Source organism: Stenotrophomonas sp. 05L413, assembly GCF_056397945.1.
The window spans coordinates 323776-340892 of sequence record NZ_JBFTOL010000001.1 but is presented as its reverse complement, the minus strand read 5'-3'; the positions used below and the strand labels follow the sequence as shown (position 1 = coordinate 340892).

Genomic DNA, 17117 nt, shown 5'->3' with positions numbered 1-17117 from the left:
CCACCACCACCCGGAGAGTTACATGACGTATTCCAATCACCGCAACCGCGCGCCCGCACGCAGTCTGTTGTCCAGCGCGCTGGTCACCTGCCTGATGCTGGGCGCCGCCCCGAGCGTGATGGCGCAGTCGGCCACCTCGTCGCTGCGCGGCCAGGTCGCCGAGGCTGCCGCCGGCACCGAAGTCACCGCCACCAACGTGGCCAGCGGCACCGTGCGCCGCGCCACCACCCGTGCCGATGGCAGCTACTCGCTGATGGGCCTGGACCCGGGCACCTACAACGTGGTGGCCAATGGCCAGACGCAGAAGGTGACGGTCACCGTGGCCTCCACCGCGACCCTGAACTTCAGCGGCGCGCCGGCCAACGGCAGCACTGCCAACGCCACCAACCTGGACACGGTCAACGTCATTGCACCGACCCTGCTGCAGGAAGTGCGTACCTCCGAAGTGGGCAAGACCGTCAGCCTGCAGCAGATCCAGACCACCCCGCAGGTGTCGCGCAACTTCCTGGAATTCGCCGACGCGGTGCCGGGCCTGATCTTCACCCGTGATGCCAAGGGCAACACCTCCCTGCGCGGCGGTGCCACCAACTCCGACGGCACCAACGTCTACATCGACGGCGTGGGCCAGAAGAGCTACGTCAAGGGCGGCGGCGTGGCCGGCCAGTCCGGCAGCGCCGGCAACCCGTTCCCGCAGCTGGCGATCGGCGAATACAAGGTCATCAGCGGCAACTACAAGGCCGAGTACGGCCAGGTGTCGAGCGCGGCCGTGACCGCGGCCACCAAGTCCGGCACCAACGAGTTCAAGGGTGAAACCTTCTACCGTTACACCAACGAAGACATGCGCGCCAAGACCCCGGCCGAGCGTCAGGCTGGCCAGACGAAAGAGGCATCGGCCGAGAAGGAATACGGTTTTGCATTGGGTGGTCCGATCATCCAAGACAAGGCCCACTTCTTCGTGACCTATGAAGCCAAGCGCTTCGACCTGCCGGTCACCATCGCGCCTGACGGCGCGGTCGGCCGAGCTGCCGCCCTGCTGCCGCCGGAAGGCGCCGCCGGCCTCGGCCCGGCCAGCCAGCCGTTCCAGCAGGATCTGATCTTCGCCAAGGTCGACTTCGAGCCGACCGACAACGATCGCATCGAGCTGACCTTCCAGGACCGCGATGAAACCCAGTCGCAGTTCAGCGGCCAGACCGCGCCGGAAGCCGGCCGTGAAGTGGTCAACACCGACCGTCGTTACGCCCTGCGCTGGAACCACAGCGGCGAGCGTTACTACAACGAACTGATGGTCACCCACGAAGATTCGTTCAACAACCCGACCCCGCTGACCCTGGCCAACGGCATCACCTACACCGCGCCGGACGGCACCGAAGACCGCACCGTGGTGAAGATCGGTGGCGCATCGGCGCTGGATTCGCAGGTGAAGGGCCAGAAGGGCTGGTCGATCGAAGACAACCTGACCCTGGATGGCATCCAGTGGGCGGGCGACCACACCATCAAGATGGGCGCCAAGTACAAGCAGATCGACCTGTACGCATCCGATGCTGCGCAGATCAACCCGACCTTCACCTACACCCTGGGCGATCCGGACTTCCCGGATTCCATCCCGTACAAGGCGCAGTTCGTCAAGCCGGTGACCGGCGTGTCGGGCGTGTCGGGCGAAGTGCGTTCGAAGTCCAAGCAGATCGGCCTGTTCATCCAGGACGACTGGCAGGTCAACGACCACCTGCAGCTCAACCTCGGCCTGCGTTGGGACTACGAGAAGACGCCGTCCTACCTGGACTTCGTGACCCCGCAGCAGGTGGTCGACGCGATCTACTCGCAGGATCCGCGCGCGGCCGCTGGCCAGACCTACGCCGATTCGCTGGCGCTGGGTGGCCTGAACATCGGCGATTACATCAGCACCGGCAAAAACCGCAAGGCGTTCAAGGATGCCTGGCAGCCGCGCCTGGGCTTCTCGTATGACCTCAACGCCGACGAGCAGCACGTGTTCCACGGTGGTGCCGGTCGTTCGTACGATCGCGACCTGTTCGACAACCTGCAGCTGGAAACCACCAAGCTGGCCCTGCCGCAGCCGACCATCTACTTCCGCAACCCGTCGACCGGCACCTGCATCAACGGCCAGGCCGCCTGCTACGACTGGAACCCGAACCTGCTCAACGGGATCGGCAACCTGCAGACCCTGGTCGGCTCGACCAGCAATGCCGGTCTGGAAGTCGATCTGCTGAACAACAACCTCAAGGTGCCGTACTCGGATCAGTTCAGCTTCGGCATGAGCAACCAGGTGGGTGAGTGGCTGACCGATGCCACCATCTCCCGCACCCTGAGCTACGACGGGTTCGCCTTCACCCTGGGCAACCGTTACCCGACCGGCCAGTTCTTCGATGACCCGCGCCTGTGCGGCGGCACCGACCCGGGCCTGAGCCAGGCCTGGAGCTGCAACGTGCCGGGCTTCGGCAGCCTGATCATCGGCCAGCAGGGCATCAAGACCCGTGCGACCCAGGTCCTGCTGTCGGCGCAGAAGCCGTTCACCCAGGAAAGCGGCTGGGGCACCTCGGTGGCCTACACCTGGACCACCGCGCGCCACAACCGCGACATCAACGAGAAGTACGCGTTCGACCGCGGCCTGATCGAGGACTACCCGACCATCCGTTCCAACGGCGCGCCGCGCCACCGCCTGGTGGTCACCGGTTCGTACGCGGGCTTCTGGGGCATCACCTTCGGCGGCAAGGTCACCCTGGCCACCCCGACGGCCGTCAACGACTGGTACGGCGTGCCGCAGGCCAGCGGCTACGACCTGCCGACGCCGCAGGCCGCGGTGCCCAACGCCAATGGCAAGTTCCTGCTGGGTGGCAAGATCTTCGGCTACCGTTCGGTCGATCTGCAGGCGACGAAGACGTTCAAGATGGCGGGCGATACCGAGCTGTACGCGCGTATCGACATCATCAACGTGTTCAACTTCGACAACTTCTCCACCTACAACTACGTCAAGACCAACGGCAAGCTGCAGGCCAGCTACAACGAGACCGGCGACATCATCGGTACGCCGCGTCAGGTCAAGGCAGAAGTTGGCTTCCGCTTCTGATGCAACAACGGCCCCGTCTTCGGACGGGGCCGGTTTCATGGCAATAGCTGGCCCTCGGGCCAGTCCATTGTCCAGGCCGGTGCCACGGAGGGTGGCAGCGGCCTGGGCAATGACCGCGGCTTTGGACCACGCCTGCGTGGTTTTTTTAGGCCGCGTTCTGTAAACGATTTCAGGTCATTGGACGTTATGCTTCCCAGTCACGAACACTGTAGAAGGAGTTGGCCCATGCAGGCACGCCACCTGTTGACCGCCGCGACGATCAGTCTCGCCGTCGCTGCCTGCCAGCCGCAGGCCCAGCAGGAGCCGGCCAAGCCCAAGCCGCCCGTGATCCTGGTCGAGGCGGACGTGCCGCCGCGGCCGATGAAGCCGGAGCTGCCGCCGCTGTTCGACGATATCGAGCGCCGCACCTTCCAGTTCTTCTGGGATACCACCAACGAGGTCAACGGGCTCAGCCCGGACCGTTATCCGTCGCGCCCGTTCGCCAGCATCGCCTCGGTGGGCTATGCGCTGACCGCCTATCCGATCGGCATCGAGAACGGCTGGGTCAGCCGCAACCAGGCGATCGACCGCACCCTGCTGACGCTGAAGTTCTTCCGCGACCTGCCGATGGGTCCGCAGCGCACCGGCAAGGGCGGTTACAAAGGCTTCTACTACCACTTCCTGGACATGCAGGAAGGCCGCCGCTATGACAGCTGGGTGGAACTGTCCAGCGTGGATACCGCGCTGCTGATGATGGGCGTGCTGTTCGCGCAGTCCTATTACGACGGTGACGACGCGCGCGAAAAAGAGATCCGCGAGATCGCCGATACGCTGTACAAGCGCGTGGACTGGCCGTGGCTGCAGCAGCGCGCGCCGCTGATCTCGATGGGCTGGTTCCCGGAAAGCGGCTTCATCGACCACGACTGGATGGGCTACAACGAGGCGATGATGGTCTACATCCTCGCGCTCGGCTCGCCCACCCACCCGGTCAGCCCGGACGCCTGGACGGTCTGGACGCGTACCTACGACAACGACTGGGGCGTCTACCAGGGCCAGGAATACCTGTCCTTCGGCCCGCTGTTCGGCCACCAGTACACGCATGTGTGGGTGGACTTCCGCGACATCCAGGATGCCTACATGCGCGAGCGGGGCAGTACCTACTTCCTCAACAGCCGTTCGGCCGCCCTGGCGCAGCGCGAGTACGCGATCGCCAACCCGATGAACTGGAAGGATTACGGCCAGAACGTATGGGGCCTGACCGCCAGCGACGGTCCGCAGAACACCACCCAGGAATACCGGGGCGAGCAGCGCCAGTTCCGCCATTACTCTTCGCGCGGCGCCGGCCTGCGCGAGAACTTCGATGACGGCACCATCGCGCCGACCGCGGCGATCGCCTCGATCGTGTTCGCGCCGGAAGAAGTCATCCCGGCCGCGGTGGAGATGCACAAGCGCTATGGCGATTACATCTATTCCAGCTACGGCTTCCTGGATTCGTTCAACCCGAGTTTCAACTACGACATCCCGATCAAGACCGGTCGCCTGGTGCCGGATCGCGGCTGGGTGGCCAGCGATTACATCGGTATCGACCAAGGTCCGATCCTGACCATGATCGCCAACTACCGGAACGATTTCGTCTGGGATGTGATGAAGAAGAACGCCCATATCCGCAAGGGTCTGGAGCGTGCCGGCTTCAGTGGTGGCTGGTTGACTCCGGAAGGCGAGGATCAGCCGATGGAACTGCAGAAAGATGAAAAGGCGGCCTCGGCCCGCTCGGTCGGCATCGCCGAATCGCGCGCGGCGGCCGCCCAGGAACAGAAGAACAATTCCAATTCGAACCGCAACCAGCAGCAGGGGAAGTAAGCAGTGCCATCGTCGTCGCGCCCGAAGCTGGGGTTGAGTCTGTTGCTGCTGCTGGTCGGCAGCCTGTTGTTGAGTGCCTGCCGGAAAGAACCGGAAGGGGTCACCGTGCGTTTCTGGGCGATGGGCCGCGAGGCCGAAGTGGTCACCGGCCTGATCCGCGAGTTTGAAGCGGAAAACCCGGGCATTCATGTGGATGTCCAGAACATCCCGTGGACGGCCGCGCATGAAAAACTGTTGACCGCATTCGCGGCCGACGGGCTGCCGGATGTGTGCCAGCTGGGCAACACCTGGATTCCCGAGTTCGCCGAGCTCAACACCCTGACCCCGCTGCAGCCCTATGTGGCGCAGTCCAAGGTGGTGGACCCGGCCGATTACTTCCAGGGCATCTGGGACACCAACGTCATCCATGACGAACTGGTCGGCGTGCCGTGGTACGTCGATACGCGCCTGCTGTATTACCGCAAGGACATGCTGGCCAAGGCCGGCTATGACCACCCGCCGCGTACCTGGGGCGAGTGGAACGAGATGATGGCGGCGATCAAGAAGATGCAGGGCGCGAACCGCTATGCGGTGCTGATGCCGATCAACGAGTTCGAGCAGCAGCTGTCCTTCGCCCTGCAGCAGCCCGATCCGCTGCTGCGTGACGATGACACCCGTGGCAACTTCAGCAGCCCCGGCTTCCGCAGGACGCTGGGCTTCTACGAAAACATGTTCGCGCAGGGCTGGGCCCCGCGCATGTCCGAGACGCAGATCTCCAACGTCTGGGATGAGTTCTTCCGCGGCTTCAACGTGTTCTACGTGTCCGGCCCCTGGAACATCCGCGAGTTCAAGAAGCTGCAGCCCAAGGCGCTGGAGGGGCAGTGGGGCACCGCTGCGCTGCCGGGTCCGGACGGCCCCGGCGCCGGCATCGCCGGGGGTACCAGCCTGGTGATCTTCCGTTCTTCGCAGCAGAAGGAAGCCTCGTGGAAGCTGATCGAGTTCCTGTCGCGCCCGGCGATCCAGGAGCGTTTCCATTCGATCATCGGTGACCTGCCGCCACGGCGCAGCACCTGGGAATACCCCTCGCTGGCCAACGACCCGTTGGCGCAGCCGTTCCGCGATCAGCTCGAGCGGGTTAAGCCCACGCCGAAGGTGCTGGAGTGGGAGCGCATCGTGCAGGAAATGCGGATCATCACCGAACAGGTGGTGCGTGGTGGCATGGATCAGGACGTAGCAGTGAAAGAACTGGACAAGCGCGTGGACAAGGTCCTCGCCAAACGCCGTTGGATGCATGAGCAGCACCGCCAGGACTCGTCTGGCGTAAGCGACAAGCAGCACTCCAGTGCGGTCGCAACGGAGGCGGCACCATGAAGCAGCGTTCGCTTGCCGGTTGGATGTTTGCCGGCCCGGCCATCCTGGTCATCGCGGTGTTCTTCGGCCTGCCGGTGTTCTCGGCGCTGGCGCTGAGCATCACCGATTTCGATCTGTACGCACTGGCCGATGGCGAAAACCTGCGTTTCGTCGGCCTGGGCAACTACATCGATCTGCTGCAGACCCCGATGTTCTGGAAGTCGCTGTGGAATACCACCTACTTCGTGATCGTCGGCGTGCCGATGTCGATCGCGGTATCGCTGGGCGCGGCGATCCTGCTCAACGCGCCGGCCGCCCGCTTCAAGGCGTTGTTCCGTACCGCGCTGTTCGCCCCGGTGGTGACCACCCTGGTGGCGGTGGCGGTGATCTGGCGTTACCTGTTCCATACCAGCTACGGCCTGGTGAACTACGGCCTGGGCCATCTGGGCATCAGCCCGATCGACTGGCTGGGCGACCCGAACTGGGCGATGCCGACCATCATGCTGTTCGCGGTGTGGAAGAACTTCGGCTACAACATGGTGATCTTCCTGGCCGGCCTGCAGGCGATCCCGCATGACCTGTACGAGGCCGCGCGCATCGACGGTGCCTCGCGCTGGAAGCAGTTCCTGCACATCACCCTGCCGATGCTGGGCCCGGTGCTGCTGGTGGTCGGTGTGATCACCGTCTCCGGTTATTTCCAGCTGTTCGCCGAGCCCTACGTGATGACGCGTGGCGACCCACTGCAGAGCACGGTCAGCGTGCTGTATTTCATGTTCGAAGAAGGCTTCAAGTGGTGGAACCTGGGCCGCGCCTCCGCGGTGGCGTTCCTGCTGTTCCTGATCATCCTGGGCGTGACCAGCGTCATGCTGCGTTTCGGCCGCAAGAGGCAGTTGGTATGAGTCGTGAAATCGGTCAATCGCGCTGGCATGCCTGGTGGGTCAATGGTGGCCTGCTGGTGCTTGCCGCGCTGAGCCTGGCGCCGCTGTTGTGGATGCTGTCGGTGTCGTTCATGCCGACCGGCGAGGCGGCGCATTTCCCGCCGCCGCTGCTGCCGTCCTCGCTGACCACCGCGAACTACCATGAGTTGTTCGCGCGCACCGGGATGGCCAACAACTTCGTCAACAGCCTGATGGTGTCGCTGGCCATCACCTTCGGCTCGCTGCTGCTCAACACCATGGCCGGCTACGCCTTCGCCAAGCTGCGCTTCGCCGGCCGGGAGCGCATCTTCCAGCTGCTGCTGGCCGCACTGGTGATCCCGGCGCAGGTGGCGATGCTGCCGCTGTTCCTGCTGATGAAGCAGCTGGGCCTGGTCAACAACTTCGGTGGCGTGATCGTGCCGGCGCTGGCCACCGTGTTCGGCATCTTCCTGGTGCGCCAGTACGCCCGTTCGATCCCGGATGAGCTGCTCGAAGCGGCCCGCATCGACGGGGCAGGGGAGCTGCGGATCTTCTTCCAGATCGTGCTGCCGATGCTCAAGCCGGTGCTGGTGACCCTGTCGATCTTCACCTTCATGGCGGCCTGGAACGATTTCATGTGGCCCTTGATCGTGTTGACCGACCAGGAGCACTACACTCTCCCGGTGGCCCTGGCCACGCTCTCGCGCGAGCACATCATGGACGTTGAAATGATGATGGCCGGCGCGGTGGTCACGGTGGTTCCGGTGCTGCTGCTGTTCCTGGCATTGCAGCGTTATTACATCCAAGGTCTGTTGCTGGGGAGTGTCAAAGGGTGAAGCATGCCGTCGTCGCGGTGGGTCTGGGTCTGGTCTGGTCACTGGCGGCCTCGGCCGCACCGCCGGCGACGCCGGTGCTGCCCGCACCCAAGGTGCTGGACAGCTTCGATGACATGACCCCGTGGAAGCTGGTCGTCTCCGATCAGGTCAGCGGCTCGCTGCGCAGCGTGGCCGGCAGTGGCGGTGGCCGCGCGCTGTGTGTGGATTACGACTTCCACAACGTGTCCGGCTATGTCGGCATACGCCGCGAGCTGGGCATCCAGTACCCGGAGAATTACCAGTTCGGCTTCCAGCTGCGTGGCGATTCCCCCGCCAACGATCTGCAGTTCAAGCTGATCGATGCCAGTGGCGACAACGTGTGGTGGGTCAATCGCCCCGGCTATGCGTTCCCCAAGGCGTGGACGCCGGTGCAGTACCGCAAGCGCCAGATCGACAAGGCCTGGGGCCCGGAGACGGACAAGACGCTCAAGCGCAGCGCTGCGATGGAGTTCACGATCTACAGCAAGGTCGGTGGCAAGGGCACGGTCTGTTTCGACCGGCTCACGCTGCAGGGCCTGCCGCCGGCCGATACATCTTCGCTGAGCCCCTCGGTGATCGCCGATACCGCCACCGCGCTGCAGAACCGCATCGTCGATGGCAAGCCGGACACGGTCTGGATCAGCGGCGGTGTGGCCGAACAGACCATCAGCCTGGACCTGCACAAGGTGCGCGAGTTTGGCGGGGCGGTGATCGAATGGCTGCCCGGGCTGGAGGCCACACGTTACGTGGTGCGTTCCTCGGCCGATGGGCGCAGCTGGAACACGCTGCGCGAGGTGACCGCCGGCGGCGGTGGCCGCGACTGGCTGGCGCTGCCGGATACGGAAGCGCGCTACCTGCGCTTCGACCTCAAGGGCGGCCCGAGCTGGCGCTACGGTATCCGCGATATCACGCTCAAGCCGCTCGAGTTCGCCGATACCCCGAATGATTTCGTCCGCTCGGTCGGTGCCGACCTGCCACGCGGTTCGGTGCCACGTGGCTTCACCGGCGAGCAGCCGTACTGGACGCTGCTCGGGTTGGATGGCGGTCGCGAGCAGGCCTTGATCGGCGAAGACGGTGCGCTGGAAGTGGCCAAGTCCAGCTTCAGCGTCGAACCGTTCGTGCTGGTCGACAACAAACTGCTGAGCTGGGCCGACGTAAAAACCAGCCAAGCGCTGCAGGACGATTACCTGCCTATCGCCAACGTCGGCTGGACCCACGACAAGGCTGGCCTGCAGGTGACCGGCTTCGTGCAGGGCACGCCGGACAACGCGCAGCTGGTCGGTCGTTACACCCTGCGCAACCCGGACAAGGTGGCCCACGAGTACACCCTGGCCCTGGCCGTGCGCCCATGGCAGGTGAACCCGCCGACCCAGTTCCTCAATACCGTCGGCGGCGTCAGCCGGATCGACAACCTGTCCTTCGACCCGACCCATGTCGACGTCAACGGCACGCCGCGCCTGTACCCGGCACAGGCACCGGATGCGGCCTTCGCCACCGCGTTCGACAGCAAGTTCGACGTGGTCCACCTGGCCAGCGGCAAGCTGCCAGGCACCACCGAAGTGAAGGACAGCACCGGCCTGGCCTCGGGTGCGCTGCTGTACCGCTGGAAGCTGGAGCCTGGCCAGAGCCGCGAGGTCGCCATCGTGCTGCCGCAGACCGGCAACTGGGCGATGCCCAAGGCCTTCGATGCGGCCAAGGCGCAGCAGCAGGTCGCTTCGATGTGGCGGACCAAACTGGACCAGGTGACGCTGCAGGTCCCCGCGGCTGGCAAGCCGCTGGCCGATACGCTGCGCACCGCGCTGGCGCACATGCTGATTTCGCGCATCGGCCCCAGCCTGCAGCCGGGCACGCGTTCGTATTCGCGCAGCTGGATCCGCGATGGCGCGATGATTTCCGAAGGCCTGCTGCGCATGGGCCGCAGTGATGCGGTGCGCCAGTACGTGAACTGGTATGCGCCCTATCAGTTCGACAATGGCAAGGTGCCGTGCTGCGTGGACTCGCGCGGCAGTGACCCGGTACCGGAGAACGACAGCCACGGCGAGTTGATCTTCAACATCGCCGAGTACTGGCGCTACACCGGCGACTCCACCTTCCTGGAGCTGATGTGGCCGCATGTGCAGGGCGCCTACCAGTACATGGAGCAGCTGCGCCTGAGCGAGCGCACCGAAGAAAATCGCGCGCGCAACCCCGCCTTCTACGGGATGATGCCGGTCTCGATCAGTCACGAAGGGTATTCGGCCAAGCCGATGCATTCGTACTGGGACAACTTCTGGGCGCTGCGTGGCTACAAGGACGCGGCGATCATCGCCAGCACGCTGGGCAAGGCCGAAGCGCTGCAGATCAGTGAATCGCGCGATCAGTTCCGTGACGACCTGCAGGCGTCGCTGCTGGCGGCGACCGCGCAGCACAAGATCGACTATCTGCCCGGTTCAGCCGAACTGGGCGATTTCGATGCCACCTCGACCACCATCGCACTGGCGCCGGCCGGCGAGCAGGGGCGCCTGCCGCAGCCGTACTTGAACAACACCTTCGAGCGCTACTGGAGCGAGTTCGAAGCGCGCCGCGATGGCAAGCGCGAGTGGAAGGACTACACCCCGTACGAGTGGCGCAACGTGGCCGCCTTCGTGCGCCTGGGCTGGCGTGACCGCGCCTGGCAGGCGACCGAGTTCTTCTTCAAGGACCGTGCACCGCAGCCGTGGAACCAGTGGGCCGAAGTGGTCTCGCGCACGCCGCGCAAACCGTTCTTCCTGGGTGACCTGCCACATGCGTGGGTGGCCTCGGACTTCGTGCGTTCGGCATTGGACATGTTCGCCTACAGCCGCGACATCGACGACAGCCTGGTGCTGGCCGCGGGCGTGCCATCGCGCTGGCTGGAAGGCAAGGGCGTGGGTGTGCAGGGCCTGCGCACACCGAACGGGCAGCTCAACTACGCGCTGATCCGCAACGACAAGCAGCTCACCCTGACCGTGTCGGCCGGCCTGGTGCCGCCGGCCGGTGGCGTGGTGCTGCCGTGGCCGTACAGCGGCGAGCCTGGCGCCACCACCGTCAATGGTGAGCCGGCGGAATGGGTGGGCGGCGAACTGCGGGTGATGCAGGTGCCGGCCAAGGTCGAGATCGAGATTCCGGCGTCGGTACGCCGGGCGGAACGCAAGGCACCGTAATGCGGCAGATGACGATGATGATGCGCGGCCTGCTGGCCGCCGTGCTGGCGTCCGCGCCGCTGGTGGCACTGGCGCAGGGCACCGTGGCGGCGCCCGCGCAGGAGATGACCATGGTCACCTTCAATCTTCACCACGACCGCGAGAACTGGCCGGCCCGCCGCCAGGTGATCCTGCGCGAGCTGCAGGCACTCAAGCCCGATGCCATCGCGCTGCAGGAAGTGATCCAGAAGCCCCACGTGCGCAACCAGGCCGCATGGCTGGCGCGCAAGCTGGGCTACGACTATCAGTTCGTCTCCACCGATCCGCCGGGGCGTTTCAAGCGCTATGGCAATGCGTTGCTGACCCGGCGGCCGGTGCTGTCGCGCAACGACCACCTGCTGGCGCCGCTGGGCGACTACCGCACCGTGGCGCATCTGCGCATCGATGTGGGCGGTCGCCCGGTCAATGTCTATGCCACGCATTTGAACGAGCGTTCGGACGAGGTCGGCAGCCGCATCCGTGGAGAACAGGTGGCGGATCTGCTGGCCTTCATCGCGCAGAGCGCAGGCGACGCGCCGGTGGTCGTGGCGGGTGACTTCAACGCGCTGGTGGACGCCGGGGACCTGAGCGAGCTGCGCAATCACTACGGCGACAGCTACGGCAGCGTGCACGTCAACAACGAACTGGCCCAGGTCAGCACGCTCAACCGGCACTACTACGACGCGCCCTCGCGCATCGACCATATTTTCTTCCAGCAGGATCGACTGCTTGCCCGTGAGGCGAAGATCCTGTTCGACCAGCCGTACGCCGATGGCCGCTGGGCCTCGGATCATTACGGCGTGTGGACCCGGCTGCAGTTCGCGCCGGCCACCGGAAACGCCGGCGCGACGACGCCCTGAGGCGCGCGCCGCGTCATCGGTGATGGCGTAGCGCGCGACCGGCTGCCTCCACGCATGGCGTGGATCTGCCCTTGACGTATTCCGTGCAGGATCCACGCGTGGCGTGGGTCTACCCTTGATGCATCCGATGGCCCGTGTAGATCCACGACATGCGTGGATGCGCTCAGCGCCGCCATCATGACCGCCTGACGCACGCCACTGCATGCGCCATCCCCCCCCAAACGCAGACAGCGGCCCGAAGGCCGCTGTCTGTTTGTTGCGTCACTCACTCAGGATCAGAGCGTGTCTTTCTTTTCCTGGTCGGCCTTGTCGCCTTCCTCGGCCTGCGGGGCATCGGTCGGGATGTCCTCGCGGGCTTCGGCCTGCGCGGCCTGTTCGGCGGCGTTGGTCGCGGCCGGGGTTTCGCTGGCGGCCGAACCGAACAGCTGGCCGTTGTGCACGACCGGGCCGGCCGGGGCCGATTCGGTGCGGGCCTGCGGGGCTGCCGGCTGTGCCGGCGCCTGGGTCGCATCGACGGCATCCAGCATGCTGGTCTGCACCGGTGCGACGGTCGGCTCCTTCACTTCCTGCGGGGCGGCCTCAACGACCGGGGCCGCCGGAGCAGCAACCGGAGCCGGAGCCGCCGGAGCAGCCGCCGGGGCCGGGGCGGTCGCCGCCGGAGCAGCCGGTGCAGCTACCGGAGCCGGAGCTGCCGGAGCAGCTGCCGGAGCAGCAACCGGAGCCGGGGCGGCCGGAGCAGCGACCGGGGCCGGAGCCACCGGAGCAGCGACCGGAGCCGGAGCCACCGGAGCAGCAACCGGAGCCGCCGGAGCCGGCCTCGGGCTTTCCACGAACGGCACCGGGTCGTTGTAGGAGGCCGGGGCCTTCTCAGCGACCGGCTCGACGGCCGGCGCAGCGGCCTTCTCGACGACCGGGGTCGGTGCCTTCTCGGCCACCGGTGCGGCCACCGGGGCCGGGGTCGGCTCGGCATGACCAGCGGTCACGACCGGGCTGCTGACCACGGCGACCGGAGCGGCGGCAGCCACTGCCGCCACCGGGGCCGGGCGCGGGGCCTGGACCGGTGCGGGGGCAGCGGCCGGCGCGTTGCCGGATTCGTCGTCGAACTCGAACTCCGGCTGCGGCTGACCGTTATTGGCGACCTGGCGCTCGGCCGGGGCGGCGGTATCGCCGTCCTGATCGCCGTCCTGGTCGTCGCCCTCGTCATCCAGACCGTTGTCGTCACCATTCAGGCCATCGCTGCCGGCAGCCTGCTCACCGTTGCCACGACGACGACGACGGCCACCGCGACGGCCACGACGACGCCGCGAAGCGCCTTCGCCGGTACCGTCTTCGGCATTGGCCGGCGCGTCACCCTGTTCGGTGGCGTCGGTGTCGCCCAGCTGTGCATCCTCGGCCGGAGCGGCCTTGGCCGTTTCCTGGACGTGGGCGGCCGGCGCGGCGCCATCGGTGGCGACCACGGCAGCCGCAGCGATCACGGCGGCGTCGGCAGCGACCGGTGCGGCGGTGGTCGGCTTGGGTGCATCGGCCTGCGGCTGACGCGCGGGCTTCTCGCTCACGGCCGGCTTGTCGCCGTCGTTCTGCTGCGGCTTGGCCTGGCCGTTCTGGCCCTGCTTCTGCTTCAGCTTCGGCTGCTGCTGGTCATTGCGCGGTTCATTGCGCGGCTTGGCCGGCTGCTGCTCGTTGCGCGGCTTGCCCTGCGCGGGTGCCTGCACCTGTGCCGCATTGCCATTGGCCGGTGCGGCGGTGTCCTGGCGGCGCTCCTCACGGCGCTCGCCCTTCGGGCCACGTTCGCCACGCTCACCACGGTCCTTGCCACGGCCCTGCGCCTGCGCATTGCCGTTGCCACCACGTTCGCCACGCTCATCGCGGCGGCCGTTGCGGTCTTTGCCGTTGCGATCCTTGTTGCGACCGTTGCGGTTGCCGTCCTGGCCCGAGCGGTTGCTCGGCTGCGGTGCGGCGGCCGGGGCCGGTTCGCCACCGAAGATGCGCTTTAGCCAACCCACCACGCCGGTTGCCGCCGGGGCGGCAACGGGGGCCGCGACCGGGGCCGGTGCGGCTTCCGGTTCCGGGGCGTCACGCACCGGGGCCGGCTGGCTGTGCTTGACCTGGGTCACCACCGGGGCGACCGGGATGTTCAGCTGGGCCTTGGTCAGCGCGTGCACCGGCAGCTTGCGCGGGGTACCGCGCTGGTAGCTCGGCTTGCCGCTTTCTTCGCCCAGCTCGTTCTCACGCAGGCGGGTTACTTCGTAATGCGGGGTGTGCAGCTGCTCATCGGCGACGATCACGATCGGCGCGTCATGGCGCTGTTCGATCTCGCGCAGCGCGCTGCGCTTTTCGTTGAGCAGGTAGTTGGCGATCTCGACCGGGGCCTGGACCAGCACCTGCCCGGTGTTCTCCTTCATCGCATGCTCTTCAGCCACGCGGATGATGGAGAGCGACAGCGACTCGACGCTGCGCATGCGGCCATGGCCGTCGCAACGCGGGCAGACGATCTGGCTGGATTCGCCCAGGCTCGGACGCAGGCGCTGGCGGCTCATTTCCATCAGGCCGAAGCGCGAGATGCGGCCCAGCTGCACGCGCGCACGGTCGTACTTGAGCGCGTTCTGCAGGCGGTTCTCGACTTCGCGCTGGTGCTTGTTGGAGGCCATGTCGATGAAGTCGATGACCACCAGGCCGCCCAGGTCGCGCAGGCGCAGCTGGCGGGCCACTTCGTCGGCCGCTTCCAGGTTGGTCTGGAAGGCGGTGTCCTCGATGTCGCTGCCCTTGGTGGCGCGCGAGGAGTTGACGTCGATGGCGGTCAGCGCTTCGGTCTGGTCGACCACGATCGAGCCGCCCGACGGCAGGCGGACGTTGCGTTCATACGCGCCTTCGATCTGCGATTCGATCTGGAAGCGGTTGAACAGCGGGATGTCGTCCTTGTAATGCTTGAGCTTGCGCAGGGTCTGCGGCATCACCTGCTGCATGAACTCCTGGGCGGTCTCGTACAGCTCTTCGGTGTCCACCAGGATCTCGCCGACATCGGCGCGCAGGTAGTCACGCAGGGCGCGCACGATCAGGCGCGATTCCTGGTAGATCAGGAACGAGGCCGGCTTGGTCAGTGCCGCTTCGGCGATCGACTTCCAGACCTGCAGCAGGTAATCCAGATCCCACTGCAGCTCTTCGGCATCGCGGCCGACGCCGGCGGTGCGGATGATCACGCCCATGTCGTCGGGGATGTTCAGCTTGTCCAGCGCTTCCTTCAGCGCGGCGCGGTCTTCGCCCTCGATGCGACGCGAGACGCCACCGGCGCTCGGCGAGTTCGGCATCAGCACCATGTAGCGGCCGGCCAGCGAGATGAACGTGGTCAGGGCAGCGCCCTTGTTGCCGCGTTCTTCCTTGTCCACCTGGACCACGACTTCCTGGCCCTCACGCAGCAGCTCGCGGATGCCGGCCTTGTTGTGGTCGACGCCGGCCTGGAAGTAATCGCGGGAGATTTCCTTCAGCGGCAGGAAGCCATGGCGCTCACCGCCGTATTCGACGAAGGCCGCTTCCAGTGAAGGCTCAAGGCGCGTGATGCGACCCTTGTAGATGTTCGACTTTTTCTGTTCCTTGGACGGCTGTTCGATGTCGATGTCGTACAGCGTCTGGCCATCCACGATGGCTACCCGCAGCTCTTCAGCCTGCGTGGCATTGATCAGCATTCGCTTCATTCTTGCGTTCCTCGCGCGCTGCTACCGCGCGGAACGCCATGGGGTTTCGCTTCTGGTCACGCTTCACCGCCCATCGCGCATGCGCGGGGAGGGCGGTTTGGGTTTCCAGCGCTACAACACCACGGCAGGCCGCGGGAGCGCTTCATTTGTTTTGGTTTGGGTGTAACGGGGCCGGAGGCAGCTTTCAGCCAGGCTGGAGCGCCACAGGGACATGTTCAGCGCGAATGCGTGTCAGACATCCGGCGATGGCCGGGACCGCCGGTGAGCCGCTAACATGGCCGCCCCGGGGGCGGTGGCTGCGCACTGTGCCGGAATCGCGGGAAGTCGGGCTTCTGGCCCAGAGCAACTTCCAACGAAATCAATCCCTTATCTCGCCTGCCGAGTGTAACAGAATAAAAGGCCAATGACCGTTACCGAGCCCACCCCCAAAGCCGCTGAAGCCATGACCAGCGTACGTATCATCACTGTCCCGGCCGACCGCGCCGGGCAACGCCTGGACAACTTCCTGCTCGGCCAGCTCAAGGGTGCACCGCGCAGCCTGATCTACAAGCTCGTCCGCAGTGGCCAGGTCCGCGTCAATGGTGGCCGCGCCAAGGCCGAGCGCAAGCTCGAGGGCGGCGACGAAGTCCGGGTCCCGCCGGTCCGTCTCAACGAGGAAGGCGACAAAGCGGGTCCGCCCGCGGCATTCATGAAACGGCTGGAAGATGCCATCGTGTTCGAAGACGATCGGCTGCTGGCCCTGAACAAACCGTCGGGCGTGGCCAGCCACGGCGGCAGTGGCATCAGCTTCGGCGCGATCGAGACGCTGCGCGCCCTGCGTCCGGGAAAGACCCTGGAACTGGTGCATCGGCTGGACCGGGATACCTCGGGCCTGCTGATCGTGGCCAAGAAGCGCTCGGCGCTGAGCGAGCTGCAGGCGCTGCTGCGCGAAGACCACGGCGCCGGCATCCGCAAGCGCTACCTGACCCTGCTGGCCGGCCGCATGCCCGATGGCACCATGACCGTGGATGCCCCGTTGCACGTGGGTCTGCGCCAGGGCGGCGAGCGGCACGTGCAGGTCAATCCGATCGGCAAGGAGTCGATCAGCCACTTCAAGGTGCTGGAGCGCAAGGGCGGGCATTCGTACTGTGAGGTCCGCATCGAAACCGGCCGCACCCACCAGATCCGCGTACATGCCCAGCATCTGGGTCATCCGGTGGCCGGTGACGACAAGTACGGCGATCCGGACGTCAACAAGCGGCTTCGTGAGCAGATCGGCCTGAAACGGCTGTTCCTGCACGCGGCCTCGCTGGAGTTCGCCTTGGACGCGGGCAAGACGCCGTACCTGATCAATGCACCGCTCGCCGAGGAGCTCGTCGAGGTGTTGAACCGGTTGAAGTGAGCGCCGGC

9 protein-coding genes are annotated in these 17117 nt (G+C 66.0%); 8 read left to right on the top strand and 1 reads right to left on the bottom strand.

All coding sequences use genetic code 11. From position 1 onward, the window contains the following. The first annotated feature begins 22 nt into the window (after positions 1-22). From AC1DIQ_RS01525 to AC1DIQ_RS01495, 7 genes are all read left to right on the top strand, one after another. A complete protein-coding gene (locus AC1DIQ_RS01525; RefSeq protein WP_478049331.1) occupies positions 23-3082 on the top strand; it encodes a TonB-dependent receptor in 3060 nt (1019 codons plus the stop codon). A 225-nt stretch (positions 3083-3307) separates the two neighbouring features. Next, the gene (locus tag AC1DIQ_RS01520) at positions 3308-4921 is read left to right on the top strand and encodes a glucoamylase family protein (protein WP_121038093.1); all 1614 of its coding nucleotides are present in this window, start codon (positions 3308-3310) and stop codon (positions 4919-4921) included. Between the two features lie 33 nt (positions 4922-4954). Continuing rightward, the gene (locus tag AC1DIQ_RS01515) at positions 4955-6271 is read left to right on the top strand and encodes a sugar ABC transporter substrate-binding protein (protein WP_226956633.1); all 1317 of its coding nucleotides are present in this window, start codon (positions 4955-4957) and stop codon (positions 6269-6271) included. Continuing rightward, entirely contained in the window at positions 6268-7149 is an 882-nt protein-coding gene (locus AC1DIQ_RS01510; RefSeq protein WP_461770075.1) for a carbohydrate ABC transporter permease, read from the top strand. Before AC1DIQ_RS01515 ends, AC1DIQ_RS01510 begins: the two co-directional genes overlap by 4 nt. After that, the gene (locus AC1DIQ_RS01505; protein ID WP_019182882.1) at positions 7146-7982 is read left to right on the top strand and encodes a carbohydrate ABC transporter permease; all 837 of its coding nucleotides are present in this window, start codon (positions 7146-7148) and stop codon (positions 7980-7982) included. Before AC1DIQ_RS01510 ends, AC1DIQ_RS01505 begins: the two co-directional genes overlap by 4 nt. Then, positions 7979-11161 carry a discoidin domain-containing protein gene (locus AC1DIQ_RS01500; protein ID WP_478049330.1) on the top strand — a complete coding sequence of 1061 codons (3183 nt, stop codon included), beginning with the start codon at positions 7979-7981 and terminating at the stop codon, positions 11159-11161. The genes AC1DIQ_RS01505 and AC1DIQ_RS01500 overlap by 4 nt, the downstream gene beginning before the upstream one ends. Continuing rightward, positions 11161-12039, top strand: a complete 879-nt coding sequence (locus tag AC1DIQ_RS01495; protein WP_478049329.1) for an endonuclease/exonuclease/phosphatase family protein — start codon at positions 11161-11163, stop codon at positions 12037-12039. Before AC1DIQ_RS01500 ends, AC1DIQ_RS01495 begins: the two co-directional genes overlap by 1 nt. Positions 12040-12314: 275 nt before the next feature. Here AC1DIQ_RS01495 and AC1DIQ_RS01490 read toward each other — a convergent pair whose 3' ends face one another. Further along, complete coding sequence (locus AC1DIQ_RS01490) at positions 12315-15728, bottom strand: ribonuclease E/G (protein WP_478049328.1); 3414 nt, start codon at positions 15726-15728, stop codon at positions 12315-12317. A gap of 403 nt (positions 15729-16131) precedes the next feature. Here AC1DIQ_RS01490 and AC1DIQ_RS01485 point away from each other — a divergent pair, with 403 nt between their 5' ends. After that, the gene (locus tag AC1DIQ_RS01485; RefSeq protein ID WP_026069733.1) at positions 16132-17109 is read left to right on the top strand and encodes an RluA family pseudouridine synthase; all 978 of its coding nucleotides are present in this window, start codon (positions 16132-16134) and stop codon (positions 17107-17109) included. Positions 17110-17117 lie beyond the last annotated feature (8 nt).